Source organism: Rothia sp. HMSC072B04, from assembly GCF_001813725.1.
GTDB lineage: Bacteria > Actinomycetota > Actinomycetes > Actinomycetales > Micrococcaceae > Rothia > Rothia mucilaginosa.
The window spans coordinates 501,888-519,848 of sequence record NZ_KV813803.1 but is presented as its reverse complement, the minus strand read 5'-3'; the positions used below and the strand labels follow the sequence as shown (position 1 = coordinate 519,848).

At 60.6% G+C, this 17,961-nt stretch carries 14 protein-coding genes; 2 read left to right on the top strand and 12 right to left on the bottom strand.

The genetic code is table 11. From position 1 onward, the window contains the following. The 11 genes from mshC to dnaJ form a co-directional block, all read right to left on the bottom strand. Positions 1-1,317: a cysteine--1-D-myo-inosityl 2-amino-2-deoxy-alpha-D-glucopyranoside ligase gene (mshC, locus tag HMPREF2928_RS06405; RefSeq protein WP_070687779.1), complete on the bottom strand. Its 1,317-nt coding sequence runs from the start codon at positions 1,315-1,317 to the stop codon at positions 1-3. Positions 1,318-1,475: 158 nt separating this feature from the next. After that, a complete protein-coding gene (locus HMPREF2928_RS06400) occupies positions 1,476-2,324 on the bottom strand; it encodes an undecaprenyl-diphosphate phosphatase (protein ID WP_044145830.1) in 849 nt (282 codons plus the stop codon). Between the two features lie 255 nt (positions 2,325-2,579). Continuing rightward, positions 2,580-3,482, bottom strand: a complete 903-nt coding sequence (locus HMPREF2928_RS06395) for a hypothetical protein (protein WP_070687776.1) — start codon at positions 3,480-3,482, stop codon at positions 2,580-2,582. A 183-nt stretch (positions 3,483-3,665) separates the two neighbouring features. Beyond that, the gene (leuA, locus tag HMPREF2928_RS06390; protein WP_070687774.1) at positions 3,666-5,414 is read right to left on the bottom strand and encodes a 2-isopropylmalate synthase; all 1,749 of its coding nucleotides are present in this window, start codon (positions 5,412-5,414) and stop codon (positions 3,666-3,668) included. A 401-nt stretch (positions 5,415-5,815) separates the two neighbouring features. After that, a complete protein-coding gene (locus tag HMPREF2928_RS06385; RefSeq protein ID WP_070687769.1) occupies positions 5,816-7,255 on the bottom strand; it encodes an LCP family protein in 1,440 nt (479 codons plus the stop codon). Positions 7,256-7,481: 226 nt separating this feature from the next. Then, positions 7,482-8,639: a GTPase Era gene (locus tag HMPREF2928_RS06380; protein ID WP_210399875.1), complete on the bottom strand. Its 1,158-nt coding sequence runs from the start codon at positions 8,637-8,639 to the stop codon at positions 7,482-7,484. A 124-nt stretch (positions 8,640-8,763) separates the two neighbouring features. Then, entirely contained in the window at positions 8,764-10,230 is a 1,467-nt protein-coding gene (locus HMPREF2928_RS06375) for a hemolysin family protein (protein ID WP_070687768.1), read from the bottom strand. A gap of 9 nt (positions 10,231-10,239) precedes the next feature. Then, positions 10,240-10,761: an rRNA maturation RNase YbeY gene (ybeY, locus tag HMPREF2928_RS06370; protein WP_005505992.1), complete on the bottom strand. Its 522-nt coding sequence runs from the start codon at positions 10,759-10,761 to the stop codon at positions 10,240-10,242. A 3-nt stretch (positions 10,762-10,764) separates the two neighbouring features. Further along, positions 10,765-11,904, bottom strand: coding sequence for a PhoH family protein (locus HMPREF2928_RS06365; protein WP_070687767.1), 1,140 nt, complete (start codon positions 11,902-11,904; stop codon positions 10,765-10,767). Positions 11,905-11,987: 83 nt separating this feature from the next. Then, entirely contained in the window at positions 11,988-12,767 is a 780-nt protein-coding gene (locus HMPREF2928_RS06360; protein ID WP_070687766.1) for a 16S rRNA (uracil(1498)-N(3))-methyltransferase, read from the bottom strand. A 162-nt stretch (positions 12,768-12,929) separates the two neighbouring features. Further along, positions 12,930-14,066: a molecular chaperone DnaJ gene (gene dnaJ, locus HMPREF2928_RS06355; protein WP_005508690.1), complete on the bottom strand. Its 1,137-nt coding sequence runs from the start codon at positions 14,064-14,066 to the stop codon at positions 12,930-12,932. Between the two features lie 266 nt (positions 14,067-14,332). Between dnaJ and HMPREF2928_RS06350 the strand changes: the two genes are divergently transcribed. Then, complete coding sequence (locus HMPREF2928_RS06350) at positions 14,333-15,202, top strand: DUF3097 domain-containing protein (protein WP_070687765.1); 870 nt, start codon at positions 14,333-14,335, stop codon at positions 15,200-15,202. A gap of 262 nt (positions 15,203-15,464) precedes the next feature. Further along, the gene (locus tag HMPREF2928_RS06345; protein WP_005505983.1) at positions 15,465-15,884 is read left to right on the top strand and encodes a DUF4870 domain-containing protein; all 420 of its coding nucleotides are present in this window, start codon (positions 15,465-15,467) and stop codon (positions 15,882-15,884) included. A 656-nt stretch (positions 15,885-16,540) separates the two neighbouring features. On the opposite strand, the gene hemW is transcribed toward HMPREF2928_RS06345, so the two are convergent. After that, a complete protein-coding gene (hemW, locus tag HMPREF2928_RS06340; RefSeq protein ID WP_070687763.1) occupies positions 16,541-17,827 on the bottom strand; it encodes a radical SAM family heme chaperone HemW in 1,287 nt (428 codons plus the stop codon). Positions 17,828-17,961: the final 134 nt, after the last annotated feature.

The following is a 17,961-nucleotide window of genomic DNA, read 5'->3' as shown; positions in this document are numbered from 1 at the left end:
TTAGAGGACCACGCCCAGGCGTGCCGCCAGGATGTCACGCACCAGCGCGCCACCGCCGACGGTAGTGTCCGCCAGAGCCTTCACAGCCCACGCATCCACAGCCGCCAACGCCGCCGGAGCGTTCAGGTCCTCACCGAGCGCCTCACGCACAGCGGCCAGCAGCTCAACAGCCGCCTCATCGGTGACACCTTCGGAACCCTCACGGCCCTCAGCCACCGACACCGCATGACGGTACGTATCCAGGCGAGCCTTCGCGTGCTCCAGCAGCTCATCAGTCCAGAACCAATCCGAACGGTAATGCTGACCCATAATCGCCAGACGCACCGCGTTCGCATCCTCACCAGCCGCACGCAGACGCGAAACCAGCACCAGGTTGCCGCGGGACTTGCTCATCTTGTGGCCGTCCAAACCGACCATGCCGGTGTGCGCGTAATGCTTAGCGTGCGGGCGTGCAGACACAGCCCACGAATGGCCCGCACCCAAATCGTGGTGCGGGAACGTCAAGTCGTTACCGCCAGCCTGAACGGTCAGCGAACCATCCACAAAACGGCGGGCAATCATCGTGCACTCGATGTGCCAGCCGGGGCGGCCCGCGCCCAGCTCGCCGGCATCCCAGCTCGGCTCGCCCTCACGCTCAACACGCCACAGCAGCGGATCCAGTGCGTCACGCTTACCGGCACGGTTCGGGTCGCCGCCGCGCTCAGCGAAAATCTCCAGCATCTCATCACGGCTCAAGTGGCAGACCTCGCCCGGTGCCCACGAGTAGCCCTCAGCGTTCGCGGGCAGCTCACGCACAGCCTTCAAATCCAGGTACACGTCACCGTCAGGATGCACCACACCCTGCTCGTCCGTGAAACCGGGCACGCGGTACGCCAGGCCGCGGCGCAGCAAATCCTCAATCAGCGGGAACAGCCACTCAATGGACTCCACCACACCCACATAGTGCGCCGGCGGAATCACGTTCAGCGCCTTCATGTCGGTGCGGAACAGCTCAGTCTGATCCTCAGCCAGCTCACGCCAATCAACATTCGTCGCGGTCGCACGCTCCAGTAGCGGGTCGTCCACATCGGTCACGTTCTGAACGTAGGTGACCGGCACGCCCGCATCCAGCCAGGCGCGGTGCAGCAAGTCAAAAGCAACATAGGTGGAGGCGTGACCCATATGCGTCGCGTCGTACGGGGTGATACCGCAAACGTACAGGCTCGCCGCCTTATCCTCCTGAACCTGAACAATCTCACCAGCCGCGGTATCAAAAATACGCGGCAGCGCAGCCTGACCGGGCAGAGTCACAGAGGCGGGGGCATCCCAAGCTCGCATGGGTTTCCTTTCCGTAAAAACGCCCACAACCGGTGGACGCGCCACACCCGCCGCCCAACCTCAAGGCATGCGGGTGCCAAAAAATCTACTCCAATAAGAATACCCGCCCGTGAGAAACTCACGGACGGGTATGTCATATCACGCTGAGGGCTAAAGCCTTAGAACGCCGAAGAAGTAGCGTTCAGAACGCCAGTGCCCAGACCAACGAAAATCAGGATACCGAGCGCAATGCGGTACCAGATGAAAATGCCGTACGACTTCGACGACACGTACTTCAGGAACCAGCCAATCATCAGGTAACCCACCACAAACGCAACCAGAGTAGCCACGATAGTCGAGGGAATACCGTAGTAGCCGGTCGCCTCCTCGCCGGTGACCACCTTGAAGGTCTTGTACAGGCCAGACATGAACACGGCGGGCATGGCCAGCAGGAACGAGTAACGTGCCGCAGCCTCACGGGTGTAACCCATGAACAGACCCGCAGTAATCGTACCGCCCGAACGGGAAACACCCGGGATCAGTGCCAGCGCCTGTGCGCAACCGTACAGCAGGCCGTGACGGAACGTCAGGTCCTTCAGCTCACGCTGCTCACGACCAAAACGGTCCGCAAGGCCCAGGAACACAGCAAACACAATCAGCATGGTCGCCACAATCCACAGGCTACGGAACTGCGTGTCAATGTAGTCTTCCAACAGCAGACCCAGAACACCGATAGGCAGAGAGCCAATAATAATCAGCCAACCCATGCGGGCATCCGGGTCATTGCGCGGTACACGACCGGTAAGAGCGCCAAACCACGCCTTCACAATGCGCACAATATCGCGCCAGAAAAAAATCAAGACCGCGGTCTCAGTACCCAGCTGGGTGATTGCGGTAAACGCGGCGCCCGGGTCAGCCTTCTCCGGCAGGATCTGGCCAACAATGTTCAGATGCGCCGATGACGAAATCGGCAGAAATTCGGTCAGGCCCTGAACAAAGCCCAAAATAATTGCTTGAATCCATTCCACGCATTCAAGGATACAGGAGGCGCACCCGCCCGGGGCGGTTCGCCGAAGGTGATGTGGAACCTCCGCAAACCGCCCCGTCCACACTGTGAAACACTCAGGGTGTCGTTTCAGGAGGTACACCGCGGTGCAACCGGGGCTTATCCATAGCTCATCCACGGTTCATCTACGGCTCAAAGAGACCGCGCAAACACCTCAAATACGCGCTCTCCGGCGCGTCAAAGGTACGTCAACAGCGCGCTCTCCGGCGCAAACGTACTAGCCGCACGACCAGTCAAAAACACCGGTCTCAAAATCAAAAACAGCGCTACCGCACCCAAAATTCAGCACATCAAACTCATCGAACTCAATATAACGAGCCGTCATGCCCTCCGGCAGGCTCTGCGCATAAAAATGAGTGCCACCCAGGTGAGTACCCACCGCAATTAGCGGCTTCGCCCACTCAAACCACGCCGAATCCTCAGCATCCCAATCGAAAGGACTCAGATAACCAGTCTGCGGGTCAACATTCTCAAACACATCACTGGGGACCTTACCGGCATTCGGATCATCCGTCGGAACCCACCCCACAAGAGCAGGCTTACGAGCCAGCGGCTGCTGACGATCCGCCAAAGCCCAGGCGCTGAAGCTCTCCTCCTCACCGCGATGCTCACCGGGCCGGCGCACATCCTGCGGCGGCTCCGTACGGGACGAGAACTCCTCCTCACTCAGGTACAGCACCGCAAACTCAGCATCCAAAATATCGCGCAACAACAACTGATACGGATGCACCCGCGCCTGCGCATACTGCACCTCAAACGGGTCATCACTAGCAGCATTAGCAACACCCTCAGTCGCCTCATCCTCAGCGAACTGGCCATCACCGGCGAAGAAAGAGAACGCCACAACGCCCGGATACTTCTGCGCATCCGGCAGGTACTCCCCCGGCAACCTCACCGTAAAAATATGCTGCATCGGCAAACCAGTAAACGTACTGCGCGGCCACTGATCCTGCTCAATACCGGGACCAGTCGAACCCACCCAGCCAGCCTCCCACACCTCGGTGGAACCTGCAGGCAGAGCAGTATCATCACCACCGCGCAGCTCATAATTCCAGGCACGGACAGAAGAATCGGTGCCCGCCGCATCAACGGGGCTAAACACCATCGCGTAGCTTTTCATGAGAGTTCCTCCCAGCAGATTATTCGCCCCACAGCACGCCGATGCACACAACACCTGCGCACATTAACGCATAAGGGCGGGATACATACTCCCAGTATGCATCCCGCCCCCACATCATGCACGGCTAACGGTCACCCGCCAGCAGTCACCCGCAACCCTGCACGAAATATGTACGGCTATCGCCTACGCCTGACGCTCATCACGCAGCGCACGGTTCACAGCCGAAATCATCGCCTTCAAAGCCGCACGAGTCGTCGAGTTATCCACACCGATACCCCACAGCACGCGAGAACCAACAGCAGCCTCAACATAGCAAGCCGCGTTAGCAGTCGACGAAGACGACATGGTGTGCTCCGAGTAATCCATCACGCGAATATCCACGCCCTCGCCCGACAGGATGTTCTGCAGAGCATCCACCGGACCGGTACCCGAAGCAGAACGGGTGTACGTGTGACCATCAATGTTCAGACCAACACGCAGAGTGGTCGCACCGGTATCAGCCGAATCAATGTTAATCGACTCAATACGGTACTTACCCCAACGCTTCTCCGTGTCGGTTGCGGGCAGGTACTCATCCGCGAAGATGTTCCACAGCTTCTCACTGGTCATCTCGCCGCCCTCAGCGTCTGTACGAGCCTGAACAATCTTCGAGAACTCAACCTGAGCACGACGCGGCAGATCCAGGCCGTGATCCTGCTTCAGCAGGTACGCCATGCCGCCCTTACCGGACTGCGAGTTCACACGAATAATCGCCTCGTAGGTACGACCCAGGTCGCGAGGATCAATCGGCAGGTACGGAACCTCCCAGTACACCTCATCCACGGTCTTACCCGCCTCAGCAGCGGTACGCTCCAGAGCCTCAAAGCCCTTCTTAATAGCGTCCTGGTGAGAACCAGAGAACGCGGTGAACACCAGATCGCCACCATACGGCGAACGCTCGTGCACCTTCAGCTGGTTGCAGTATTCAACAGTCTTACGGATACCGTCAATATCAGAGAAATCAATCTGCGGATCCACACCCTGGGTGTACATGTTCAGACCCAAAGTAACCAGGTCAACGTTACCGGTGCGCTCGCCATTACCGAAGAGGCAACCCTCAATACGGTCAGCGCCCGCCAAGTAACCCAGCTCAGCAGCAGCCACACCGGTACCGCGGTCATTGTGCGGGTGCAGCGACAGCACAATGTGCTCGCGGTGGTTCAAGTTGCGGTGCATCCACTCGACAGAGTCGGCGTACACGTTCGGGGTAGCCATCTCAACGGTAGCGGGCAGGTTCACAATCAGCTCGCGGCCGTTCTGACCGACCTCCAGCTCCTCAGCTACAGCGTTCACCACGCGAGCCGCGTACTCCAGCTCAGTGCCGGTGAAAGACTCGGGCGAGTACTCGTAGATGACCTTAGTGTCAGAGATCATCTGCTCTTCGTACTTGCGGCACAGGCGCGCACCCTGCAGGGCGATATCCAGCACGCCCTCCTGATCCTGGTTGAACACCACGCGACGCTGCAGAACGGAGGTCGAGTTGTAGAAGTGCACAATCGCCTGCGGTGCACCCTCAATCGCCTCAAAAGTGCGGGCAATCAGGTGCTCACGAGCCTGCACCAGAACCTGAATGGTCACGTCCGAAGGAATGTGGCCGTCCTCAACGAGAGTGCGCACAAAATCAAAGTCAGTCTGCGACGCCGAAGGGAAACCAACCTCAATTTCCTTGTAACCCATCTTCACCAGCAGCTTGAACATCGCAAGCTTACGGTCGGTGTCCATGGGATCAATCAGCGCCTGGTTGCCGTCACGCAGATCCACTGCGCACCAGCGCGGAGCCTTCTCAATGACCTTATCCGGCCAGGTGCGGTCCGGCAGGTCAACAACAATCTGCTCGTGGAAAGGGCGGTACTTGTGTACCGGCATGGGGCTGGGCTTCTGGTGGTTTTTCATGATGAATTTCCTGTTGGTTGGTCCGTCTCGCTCTACCCCAATTGTGGGGCTCGTACCGTGCCGGGTATCGGTCCCCGGCAGCCGTGGTCAAGGCGGTGCATCAGAAAGGATGCAAAGGTGAGATGCCGCGTCAAAAAGCCGGAACGGTTGCGGCAGATTCTAGCGTGCCCCGTTCCGGCGAATAAGCAGCAGGTTCACTGCCTGGCGGGTAACCCCGCGCATGCTCTCACCGTCAATAGTCATGCCTCCACGCTATCACAGGGGTCGGAGGCGGTGGCAGGGCACACGGGAAGCCGTCCATCATCTGGAAAGCGTTAACGGCAAAGGGGCGCAGCCACCATTTCTGGCGCTACGCCCCCTCACTCAAAATTCACGCATCTGCGTTATGCCCTAGCTAGAACCTAGTAGGCGAAAGCAGTCTGGCACTTGTTCTGATCAGCAGTCTGACCGGTCGCGTTACCCGCAATCGCAGCCTCCTGCTTCTCCATCGCCTCACCGGACGGGAAGTCAGTACCGATAGTCACCGACACGCCCTGAACCTCTTCGGTCGCCACCACGCGGGTCACGTTCAGCTTCGCGGCGATTTCCTTCGCCTCCGCCTCGTAACCCGTCGAGTAGAACACCGTGGTGAAGTTCGTCGGGTTAGCCGAAGTACCCGGAGTAACATTCGTGTAGCCCAGGCCCTCAATCACCGAAGCGATCGTAGTCGAGCGGCCATCCAGACCGGTCGCGTTGTACACGCTCACCGGGACCGTACGGTCCAGCTGAACCGGAGCGGCAGAAGTAGCCGGCGCCTCCGGAGCCTTCTCCTCCTTCAGCGACTTATCGTCACGCAGACGCTGGAACACGTTCGCAGCATCCGCAGAAACCTGCAGGCGGTTCGCATCCTGGCTCCACGGCTCAGTCGGCACCGTCGCAAACACAACATTCGACAGGTCCACGCCACCAAGAGTCGCACCAACACCCACCAGAGTGCTGATATTACCCAGATTCTTATCCACCGTCACGTTCTGAGTAATCGCCTCAGCAATGTTAATCAGACGGCCCGGATTCGACAGAGTACCCTCGCTCTTCACCTTACGCAGCAGCGAAGACAAGAAGCCCTGCTGAGCCTGAATACGACCAATATCGGAACCATCCGAGAAGCCGTGGCGGCTACGCAAGAACGCAAGAGCCTGCTCACCCTCAACCGAAGAAGTACCGGCAGGAAGCTTCAGGCCACTGTACTCGTCATCAATCGGAGCGTCCACACACACCTGAACGCCGCCAACAACCTTCGACAGCTCCTTCACAGCGTTAAAGTCCACCAACATGAAGTGGTCAATATTCACACCGGTCAGCTTGCTAATGGTCGCCACAGTACAACCGGCACCACCGCGAGACAGAGACTCGTTAATCTGAACGTTCTCCTCAGCCGGGTACACGGTGCCGCTCTCAGGATCAGTACACTGCGGCACATCAACCATCAGGTCACGCGGGAACGACAGCACGCTCACGTTCTTACGGTCCTTGCTGATCTGCAGCAGCATCATCACGTCCGCGCGAGCCTCAGAATTGCGGTCATCCTCATCACCGTACGCACCGTTATTGCCCTTACGGGTATCGGAGCCAATCACGAGAATGTCCAAGGCGCCGTTCTCCAGGCCGTCCTTGTAATTGCTGATGTTCAGCTCCTGAGTATGCAGATTATTGCGCATACGCAGAGCCAACACGCCACCAAAGCCAACAACAATGACGAGCATGCAAGCAGTAAGCAGAGCAATCCACTTATTGCGGTTTGAAGTCATCACCGTCGTGCGCATATGACGACCGGTGCTTCGTAAACGAGGTGCCTGGGGCATACCTTTTCTCTTTCTGCCGGTGAGCAAGTGCTTTCTCAGAGTAACACTCTTCCCTATGAGCGCCGAATGAGAGTGAAAAGTTTCACCCGGAGGCATGCACATATTTCTGCAAGCCACCGGGTGAAAACTAAGGATGCGCGACCGCCTCCGAAGGCAACCTCTCGGGGTTGCCTCTCAGGGCAACCTCGCAAGGTAAAGTCTCTGGGCGATGCGCTCAGGAAAGCTACTAGAATCCCAGGCGGTTCAACGCACGCGCGTCAGACTGCCATTCCTTCGCAACCTTCACATGAATATTCAAATAAACGCGGGTACCGAGCATCGCCTCAATCTGTTCACGAGCCTTCGTGCCAATCTTGCGCAGGTTCGAGCCGCCCTTACCGATAATGATGTACTTCTGCGACTCACGCTCCACAAACAGGTTCACGTGCACATCCAGCAGCGGGTTATCCGCCGGGCGGCCCTCACGGAACTGCATCTCCTCAACCGTCACAGCAATCGAGTGGGGCAGCTCCTCGCGGGCACCCTCCAGAGCTGCCTCACGCACCAGCTCCGCAATGAGGGTTGCCTCCGGCTCATCGGTCAGCTCACCGTCCGGGTACAGCGGCGGCGACAGCGGAGTGTACTGCGCCAGCAGGTCAGCAACCGCATCCACCTGGAAATGCTTCACAGCAGACACCGGGATAATCGCAGCCCAGCCGCCCTTACCGTCAACCGGCATCGGCTCAGCAACCTCACCGGCACGGCGCTTAGCCGCAGGACCCGAACCTTTCGCGAAAGGCACAGCATCATTCTTGCCGTCCTTACCCTTGGGGCCCTTACCCTTCTGCTTCGCACGATGCGCGGCACGCTTAGCACGAGCCGCACGCTCAGCGCTCATGACCTCCTCGCCGAGCGCCTCAACAGCCAGCAGCTGCTCACGCAGCTCCTCAGAGCTCACAGTGTCAGCCTTCGTCACAATAGCAACCACCGGCTTATTGCTCGACGCCACCAGCTGCGACGCAATGTAACGGTCACCCGGACCAATCTTCTCATTCGCCGGAATGCAGAAGCCCAGCACATCCACCTGCGAAAGAGTGCTCGCCACCAGGTCGTTCAGACGCTCACCCAGCAGAGTGCGGGGGCGGTGAATACCCGGGGTGTCCACCAGAATCAGCTGGTACTCGTCCTTGTGCACAATACCGCGGATCGTGTGGCGGGTCGTCTGCGGACGGTTCGAGGTGATAGCCACCTTCTGACCGACCATAGCGTTCGTCAAAGTAGACTTACCCGCATTCGGGCGGCCCACCAGCGACGCGAAGCCCGAACGGAAATCCGCCGGGTAGGTCGGCAGCGGGGTGCTCAAGTCCAGAGTGCTCAAATCGAGCGGGGTGTACTCCTGGTCCATTGTGTTTCTCCTTGTCAAACCCCGTGCGGGGTGTATGGGGTGCCAGCCTCATCTGCCTGCGCCTTCCGGGCGGGGCGGCCGACTCAAAGTGTGTATGGGATGATGCGGCGTCTATGTTCGATGTCTAGCGGTTGCCGTGCTGATCGGTTGCCGGTTCAGCCTCTGCAATATCTCCCGGAAGATCCGGATGCGCATGCGGCTCAGCCACAGCGGGCGGCTCGGTATCCACGGTGAGGATGTCAGCAACCTCCGCGGAATTAGGTTCCGAGGAAGATGCCGCGGAACCTTCAGCGTTCTGCTGCTCATCACGAGGCGGCTCATACCACGCCTGCAACATATCCACCTGGTGGCGGCGGCCCGACGAACCAATCGCACGAATATGAATGCCGTCAATCTCAATCTCAGAACCGACAATCGGCACCATGCCCAGATGCTTAGCGAGCAGACCGCCCACCGTATCAACATCTTCATCCTCGAGTTCACGACCGAAAATCTCGCCCAGCTCATCAATACCCAGGCGAGCCGACAGGCGGAACGTACCGTCGTCGTTCAGCGTGTACTCGGGGCGCTCGTGGTCGTACTCGTCAGAGATGTCGCCGACCAGTTCCTCGATCAGGTCCTCAAGGGTAATCAGACCGGCGGTGCCGCCGTACTCATCAACAATGATCGCCACGTGCGTGGACTCACGCTGCATCTCACGCAGCAGGTCCATGGCGCGCTTCGACTCGGGCTCAAAACGAGCCGGGCGCATCAGCTCAACCACGGTCGGCAGGGCGGTACCTTCCGGCGCCTCACCGTGCAGGATGAAGGCGCGCATCGCGTCCTTCAGGTAGAGCACGCCCAGAATCTCATCGCTCGAATCACCAATTACCGGCATACGCGAATAACCCGAACGCAGGAACAGGCTCAACGCCTCACGCAGAGGGGTGTCACGGCTGGCGGTGAGCATGTCGGTACGCGGAACCATGAGCGAACGGATGCGGGTATCGTCCATCTCAAAGACGGACTGCACCATCTGCGCCTCGTCGTCCTCAATAGTTTCAGCGTCGGAGGCGCGGTCCAGGAACTCGCGCAGCTCCTCCTCATCGAACACGCCCACCGGGGCCTCAGCCGAACGTTCCGGCGCCAGGCGCACACTGAGCTTATCGAGCAGACCGGTCGCCGGGCTCAGCAGAACCGACAGGTAGTGCACCGGGCGAGCCAGCACACGAATCGACGCGACCGGGCGGTTACGACCCAGAGCACGCGCCAGCACATGCAGAATCGGGTAGCCCACCAGCGCAACAATCACGAGGGTCAGCACGACGGCGAGCGCGTGCACCTCGACCAGGTTCAGCAGGCAGGTCATGGTGGCGAGCACCGCGGCAGCTGCCGCAATGAGGCGGGTCAGGCGCAGCGGGTGCGTGTATGCCTCGGAGTCACCGTCGAGGGTGCGCTGCAGGACACGGGCGCCGAGGGTGTCCGGGTGTGCCTCCACCGCTTCCTCAGCCTCGTTGTGCGGCAGGTAGGTGAATGCGGTTTCGGCGATTGCCGCGACCACGGTCAGACAGAGCGCGAGAACGGCGAGGAGGGCTGTGAGTAGAATATCCACGCCGCTCCCCTAGTGTCGGGTTTCGACCGGTGCCGGGCGGCCCAGGAACTCTTCGAGGATGGAGCGCTGAATGCCGAACATTTCAGCTTCCTCTTCGGCGGTGCCGTGGTCGTACCCGAGGCAGTGCAGAATGCCGTGGGTGGTGAGCAGGCACAGCTCATCGAGAGTGCTGTGACCCGCATCTGCGCCCTGACGTGCGGCGACGGGCGGGCAGAGGATGATGTCGCCGAGCATGCCGCTGGAGGGGTTTTCGGGGGTTCCCGGTTCCAGCTCGTCCATGGGGAAGCTCATCACGTCGGTTGCGCCGGGCAGGTCCATCCATTCGATGTGCACGCGTTCCATTTCGTCTTCGTTCACGATGGCGATGGACAGGTAGGTGTCATCGGCAAGGTGCATGCGTTTGAAGGCGTGCTCGACGAGGCGGGTGAGCACCTCGGTGTCTACCGCTTCGAAAGATTCGCGGATGAAGGCGTCGGTTGCCGGGTCGGCACCGGTTGCGGGTTCTTCACAGTCGAATTCGATCTCTGCCACCGTTTAGCGTCCTTCCGGGGTGGTCTGTGCGTTGTCGGGGTTCTGTGCGGGGGTCTGCTCAGCGTTCTTTTCGGAGCCTCCGTTGATGCCGGCGCGGTCCAGCAACTTCTCGGCTGCGGCCTCGATGGTGGCGCGCTTGACCTTGCGGTTGCGTTTGCGTTCCATTGCCTTCTGATCTTCGCCCCACTGGTCGTAGGCGGACACAATGTTCGACACCAGGGTGTGGCGAACCACGTCGGAGGATTCCAGGATGCTGAAGTGAATATCCTCCACGCCCTGCAGAATGTTGCGCACCTGCTTCAGACCGGAGGCCGCGCCACCGGGCAGGTCAATCTGGGTGATGTCACCGGTAATGACCATCTTCGAGCCGAAGCCCAGGCGGGTCAAGAACATCTTCATCTGCTCGGCGGTGGTGTTCTGCGCCTCGTCAAGGATGATGAATGCGTCGTTGAGGGTGCGGCCGCGCATGTACGCCAGCGGTGCGACCTCGATGGTGCCCGCCTCCATGAGCTTGGGGATGGTTTCAGGTTCGAGCATGTCGTGCAACGCGTCGTAGAGCGGGCGCAGATACGGGTCAATCTTCTCGTTGAGGGTGCCGGGCAGGAAGCCCAGACGCTCACCAGCCTCCACGGCGGGGCGGGTGAGGATAATGCGGTTCACTTCGTGGCTCTGCAGCGCCTGCACAGCCTTCGCCATGGCGAGGTAGGTCTTACCGGTACCCGCCGGGCCGATGCCGAAGATGACGGTGTTCGCGTCGATAGCGTCCACGTACTTCTTCTGGTTAATGGTCTTGGGGCGAATCGTGGTGCCGCGGGTAGAGAGGATGCTGGTAGACAGCGAGTGCGCCGGGTTGCTCAGTTCGTCACCGAGCATGCCCATGAGGCGGTGAATGACCTGCACGGTAATCTGCGTGTCGTGGCTGGAGAGCACGCGCAGTTCATTCAGCAGCTTTGCGGCGGTGTTGACGGCCTCGGAGGGGCCAGTGATGAGCACGTCCAGGTCCTTGGGGCGCAGGCTAATCTGCTCGAAGTAGTCCTCGATAATTGCCAGGTGCGCGTCCTGCGGGCCGAGCACGGCGATCATTTCTGCGGCGCTCTTGAAGGATACGGTGCGCGCGGTCGAGAGAGGTCGGGAGGTAGTCATATGGGCTCCTTGGCTAGTGATGTATTTACAAGTATAGATGCGCGTGATGCACCACGCCCCGGTGGATTCCTGTCAGCGGCGCTCTACCAGCGGCCCAGCACCACGTTCAGGGTGCACATGGCAGCAGAACCGGCGGTGGAGGAACGCAGCACCTCGTCACCGAGTAGTGCCAGCTGCGCGCCGGCGTCGGTGAAGAGCTGCACTTCGCGGTCGCTGATGCCGCCTTCGGGGCCGACGAGCAGGTAGATCTCTTCGGGCAGGTTCTCCGCCTCCACAAGCGTGCGTGCCAGGGCGCTGAGGCGTTCGGTCGCCTGCTCATGCAGGATGAACACGGCGGCGGACTGCTCAGAACCCTCCCCAGCAACTTCTTCAATGAGTTCCACCAGGTCGGCGGTGCTGTACAGGTCGTACACTTCGGGAATGAGCGCGCGGCGCGACTGCTTCGCCGCGGCGGTGACGGTATTCTGCCACTTGGTGTGTGCCTTGGAGGCGCGCTCCCCCTTCCAGCGCACGATGGAGCGGTCCGCGCTCCACGGAAGCACACCGTACACGCCCAGCTCGGTGGCGGTTTCGATGGCGAGCAGGTCGCGGCCGTCCTTCGCGAGCGCCTGCACCAGGTAGATGGAGGGCACGCTGCGTTCCTCGCGTAGCTCCTGCACCTGCACGGTCACGCCGTCCGCGTTGATGGAGGCGACCGTACCGAGTGCGCGGCGGCCGGTGCCGTCACCCAGGTCGATGCGTTCGCCGAGCTCAAGGCGCTTGACGAGGGCGTGCTTGCCTTCGGAGCCTCCGAGCGCGCAGGTGGCGCCGGGGGTGAGTGCGTCGTATTCTTCCGTGCTGATGTAGAAGATGGGGGCGCTCATGGTTCTCCTTGAGGTGCGGTTTGAAAGCGTGGGTAGTGTGCGGGTGGCATGTGAAATAGGTGTGCAGTTTAGCGCGGGCGCGTACAGCGCAGTGCTGACAGGAATGCGGCGGGTTCGGGTTGAGTACCGCACCCGCCGCATCCTCAGCTTGGTGTAGGGATCCTACTTGAACTGGTCCTTCAGGCGGGAGAAGAGACCGCCGCGGTGCTTGACCTGCGAACCTTCGGTGAGGGATTCACCGCGCAGGGCGGCGAACTGGCGCAGCAGTTCACGCTGTTCTTCGGTCATGTCGGTGGGGGTGACCACCTGGATACGCACCAGCAGGTCGCCGCGACGCTCGGTGCCGAGCACGGTTGCGCCCAGGCCGTTGAGGGTGATCACGTCACCGCTCTGAGTGCCTGCGGGGATAGCAACTTCCTGGTCGCCGTCGAAGGTCTTCAGCGGAATGGTGGTGCCCAGCGCCGCCGCAACCATGGGGATGTTCACGGTGGTGACCAGGTTGTCGCCCTCGCGGCTGAAGTACTTGTCACGCTTGACGTTCAGGTCAACGTACAGGTCGCCGTTGGGGCCACCGTACAGGCCTGCCTCGCCCTTGCCGCGCAGGCGGATACGCGCCTGGTCGTGCACACCGGCGGGAACGTTGAAGGTCAGCGGCACGTCTTCACGTACTCGGCCCTGACCGTGACATTCAGGGCAGGGGGTCTTGATGACGGTGCCGTAGCCGTGGCAGTCGGGGCATTCGACCTGCTGCATGACGGTACCGAGGATGGACTGCACGCGGCGCTGCATGAAACCGTGACCGGAGCAGGTGGTGCAGGTTTCGGGCTGGGTGCCCTCTGCGGTGCCTTCGCCGTTACAGGACTTGCAGGTCACGGCGGAGCGACGCTCAATGGTCTTCTCAACACCGAACACGGCGTCCTGCAGGCTGATGGAGACGGTAATCAGGTCGTCCTGGCCTTGACGCATGCGGGATGCGGGGCCGCGGGCACCTGCCGCGCCGCCGGTGAACATGTTCAGCAGGTCCTCGAAACCGCCGAAGCCGCTGAATCCGCCGCCCGGGTAGCCGCCGCCTCCGGGGTAGCCTGCGCGGCCCTGTTCGTCGCCGGTGGTGTCATAGTTGCGGCGCTTTTCGGGGTCGGAGAGCACCTCGTAGGCGAGGGTGACGCGCTTGAATTCTTCGGCTGCGTCCTCGGAGGGGTTCACGTCCGGGTGCAGCTGGCGTGCCTTCTTTCGGTACGCCTTCTTGATCTCTTCGGGGCTGGCGTCGTTCGATACGCCGAGAGTATCGTAGTGGCTCATGCGTTTCCTTCCTCTCGAGACGATGGCGGTGCTCGATGAGTGCACCGCCAACAATGGTCGTATCAATTCTAGGGGATACTACCCCCGACCCGATACAATGGCTAGGCTGAATGGGGGTCGCTCCCGCTATCCGCTTAATCTGCGGTGCGCCCCGAACCCCGTTTTAGTTCCCCCGCCGGTTCTGTCTGATTGTTCTGTCTCACGGTTCCGGCGCGGTCACCGCCCCTACTGGCTCTGCTACCCCTACCGCCCCAAAGGAGAATACGTTGAGTACCCACCACTCCCCCTACGGCTGGGGTGCCCAGGATCTAAACGCCGCCCGCATGAGCCGCCAGGCGCCGGCCCCGCGTAAGGTGCCGCTGCGCCGCGGCCTGCTGATTGAGGATATTAACGGCTGGGTGGGTGAGGTCGTGAAGGCTGAACGCATCGGCGGTGCCCTGTTCTTCGGACTCGAAGACGCGAAGGGTCGCGTAAAGAATTTCCCGCTGGGTCCGGGCTACCTGATTGAGGGTGAGCCCGTTGAGATTGTCGCCCCGGTGGCGGCGAAGGAGCCGAAGCGCACGATTTCTCGTTCCGGTTCTATCGCGGTGAAGAACGCCCCGGCTCGGGTGGCGCGCGCCTCCCGCATCTGGGTTGAGGGTCTGCACGACGCCGAGCTCGTGGAGAAGGTCTGGGGCCACGATCTGCGCGTTGAGGGCATTGTTGTGGAGCCGCTGCACGGCGTGGATGATCTTGCCGGCGCTATTCGTGAGTTCGCGCCGGGCCCGGGCCGCCGCCTGGGTATTCTGGTCGACCACCTGATTGAGGGCACGAAAGAGCAGCGCATTGTTGCGGATGCGATGGCTGTGCCGGGTGCCGCCGGGCACGTGAAGATCGTGGGTCACCCGTTCATCGATATTTGGCAGGCGGTCAAGCCCTCGGTTCTGGGCCTGAAGGCCTGGCCGCAGGTGCCGCGCGGTGAGGACTTCAAGAAGGGCACGCTACGTCGTCTGGGTCAGCCGCACGAAACGCAGGCGGATGTGGCGCAGGCATGGAAGCACATTCTCTCCCGCGTTGACTCCTACGCTGACCTGGATCCAACGCTGCTCGGTCCGGTCGAATCGCTCATCGATTTTCTCACCGAACCGGGTGCCTAACCGCACCCGAAACCCGCTATTGCGCCCCCGTCTGCGAGCGCAGGTGTGAATTTGCTCAGAACCTTTCCCTCGAGGGCATTATCCTGTGGGTTTTACCCGCTAAAGCGGTACAATAGTTGAGCATGTGGCATTGACCCTGTGGGTTTATGTTGCACCATCACTACACTCCGGTCACCACCGCTCAAACGATTTGCCTCTTCGGAGGGTATTTCCACCGGCTTAGGTGATCACCACAAGAAACTTCTATCGAACCAGGATTTTCGTGACTAACGATGTTCGCCCGGCAACCGGGCCTCAGAAAACCCGTAAGATTAGCGTGATTCAGGACCGCAACCGTGCGACTCTCGCGCATTTCGGCGGTATTCTCGGCATCATCCCCTCCGCTGCGGTTTTCTACGTCAGCCGCAATAACGCGCCCTTCGCTGAGCAGGAGGCTCGCGAGGCAATGAACTTCACCCTCCTGCCCTCCATTGCTCTGGTGGCGCTGTGGGTCGTGTCGTTCCTGCCCGGCATGGGCAACATTGCCATGGTTCTAGGTGCGCTCGTGTGGCTGTTCATGGCTATTGCGTCGCTGCGTGCCGGTATTGAGGTGAATCGCGGTGAGCCGTACAGCTACCGTATGAACCCGCGCCTGCTGGACCGCTTCTACTCCACCGAGAACGCAGAATCCGCAGAATCCTAAGAACTGCCGGTCCTAAACCGCGCTGTCTCAGAACCGCGCTGATAACTTTTACGATGAACGCCCCGCACGTTGTGTGCGGGGCGTTCTACGTTTAAGTGGGGCTTCTTTGCCTAGTGCGCGTGAATTGCCGCAAACTCTACCGAATGGTGCTATAGATAATCATTGTTAAACGATCGTGGGCCCCTGTTACCAGGAGCCCACAACCGTATTCACTCAACTTCAGCAAAGACGAGAACACGCTGTTAGACATATACCGTCCTGCCATGACCTATTATGGCACAGCGTAACCTTCAACCACAACTTGAAATTGGGTGTTTTGGAGAATTTTTTCTCAGGAAAGCAATCGAAAAATACGCACCCTAAAAGCGGTATGAAGGAGTGGAAAATTCTTTCGGCTAGTCCAGCACAAATGCGAACAATTAGCACGCCGGTGTAAGGTGTGAGGCTCCCCCAAAGTCCCTCCAAACAGCCCCGAAAAATTTTTTAAAAGTTTTTTGAGACCCGCAAAAATGCCCCCAAATCACCGAAATATTACGGCAATACCGGGGCGCACGCCATTCGCAGGCAGCGTTAGAGAAAAGCATCTAGTGGAGCTGCGACAAACCAGAACCGGAACGCCGCCCCGATTGAAAAGCCCCTTGTCAGACCAATGCTTCTTAGTGCCCTTCGTGCTCTTCAGGGACCTCCGGGAGCAGCTCGCGGGTGACCGCATCGCCCAGTAGGCGGCCCTTGAGGGTTAGTCGCACGTGAGCTTCAGGGTCAGGTTCAGCTTGAGAATTCAAAGCATCAGGCTCAATCAAAGCTTGAGAAACCAGCCAGCGCAGGGAGGCGCCCAGCTGCGCCTCATCGTGCACGGCGAGCAGCTCGCGCATCGCCAAGCCCTCACGCACACGGATCATGAGCATAATCATCTCGAAGGCGCGGGTTGAGGCGTCCAGCACCTCGCGTGCCGCCGCCGGGGACTCTCCCGCACGCACCTTCTGCGCGTACGGCACCGGGTGCTTCACGTTCCACCAGCGAGTGCCGTTCACGTGCGAGTGCGCGCCGGGACCGATGCCCCACCAGTCCTGGTTGCGCCAGTAGGCGAGGTTGTGGTCGCTGCGGGTATCCTCACTGCGCGAGTAGTTGGACACCTCGTACCAGGTGTAGCCGGCTTCGGTGAGCAGCTCTTCGGCGAGCAGGTACATGTCCGCCATGAGGTCCTCATCGGGCATGGTGTACTCGCCGCGGCGAATCTGCGCGGCAAGCTTCGTGCCGTCCTCCACGATGAGCGAGTACGCGGAAATGTGGTCGGGCTCGTAAGAGATCGCGGCGCGAACGCTCTGTTCCCACTGCTGCAGGCTCTCCCCCGGCGAACCGTAGATGAGGTCCACGGACACCTGCAGGCCGACCTCCTTAGCCCAGGCGACGACCTTCGGTACGTTCGACGGCGTGTGGGTGCGGTCGAGCACCTTCAGCACCTCGGGCACGACGGACTGCATGCCGAAGGAGACGCGGGTGAAGCCGCCGTCCTTGAGGGTCTGCAGGTCCTCAAGGGTGACGGAGTCGGGGTTGGCTTCGGTGGTGACTTCTGCACCCTCGACGAGGCCGAATACGTCGATGGCTGCCTGCAGGATGCGTACGAGGTCGCGGGCGGGCAGTTTGGTGGGGGTGCCGCCGCCGAAGAAGACGGTGTGCATGGGGCGTTTTGCGACGCCGGATGCCTCGAGGGTGCGGGCGGCGAAGAGGATTTCTGCGATGGCGTCGTCGGCGTAGGTGCCGAGGCCGATGCCGTCGCCGAAGTCTTCGGTGGCGTAGGTGTTGAAGTCGCAGTAGCCGCAGCGTACGGAGCAGAAGGGGATGTGTACGTAGAGGCTGAAGTCGCGGGTTTCGCATCCTGCCGCGCTGATGGCGGGGATGCGCCCGTCGCGGGGTGCGGGGGCGCCGGTGGGCTGGGCGGGCATTCTGCCTCCTGGAACTAGGTGTGGCGGTTGGGGGAATCAAATATGGGCACCGCGCATGCGGCTACGCGGTTAGCATCAACGGGCGGTATATCAACAGACAGCGTGCAGAGAACCCGGCGGTACACGAGGCACCA

Bases quoted from the DNA above. Each gene is read 5' to 3' on its own strand.
- mshC (WP_070687779.1), bottom strand. From the start codon at position 1,317: ATGCGAGCTTGGGATGCCCCCGCCTCTGTGACTCTGCCCGGTCAGGCT.
- HMPREF2928_RS06395 (WP_070687776.1), bottom strand. From the start codon at position 3,482: ATGAAAAGCTACGCGATGGTGTTTAGCCCCGTTGATGCGGCGGGCACC.
- leuA (WP_070687774.1), bottom strand. From the start codon at position 5,414: ATGAAAAACCACCAGAAGCCCAGCCCCATGCCGGTACACAAGTACCGC.
- HMPREF2928_RS06385 (WP_070687769.1), bottom strand. From the start codon at position 7,255: ATGCCCCAGGCACCTCGTTTACGAAGCACCGGTCGTCATATGCGCACG.
- HMPREF2928_RS06380 (WP_210399875.1), bottom strand. From the start codon at position 8,639: ATGGACCAGGAGTACACCCCGCTCGATTTGAGCACTCTGGACTTGAGC.
- HMPREF2928_RS06365 (WP_070687767.1), bottom strand. From the start codon at position 11,904: ATGACTACCTCCCGACCTCTCTCGACCGCGCGCACCGTATCCTTCAAG.
- HMPREF2928_RS06360 (WP_070687766.1), bottom strand. From the start codon at position 12,767: ATGAGCGCCCCCATCTTCTACATCAGCACGGAAGAATACGACGCACTC.
- dnaJ (WP_005508690.1), bottom strand. From the start codon at position 14,066: ATGAGCCACTACGATACTCTCGGCGTATCGAACGACGCCAGCCCCGAA.
- hemW (WP_070687763.1), bottom strand. From the start codon at position 17,827: ATGCCCGCCCAGCCCACCGGCGCCCCCGCACCCCGCGACGGGCGCATC.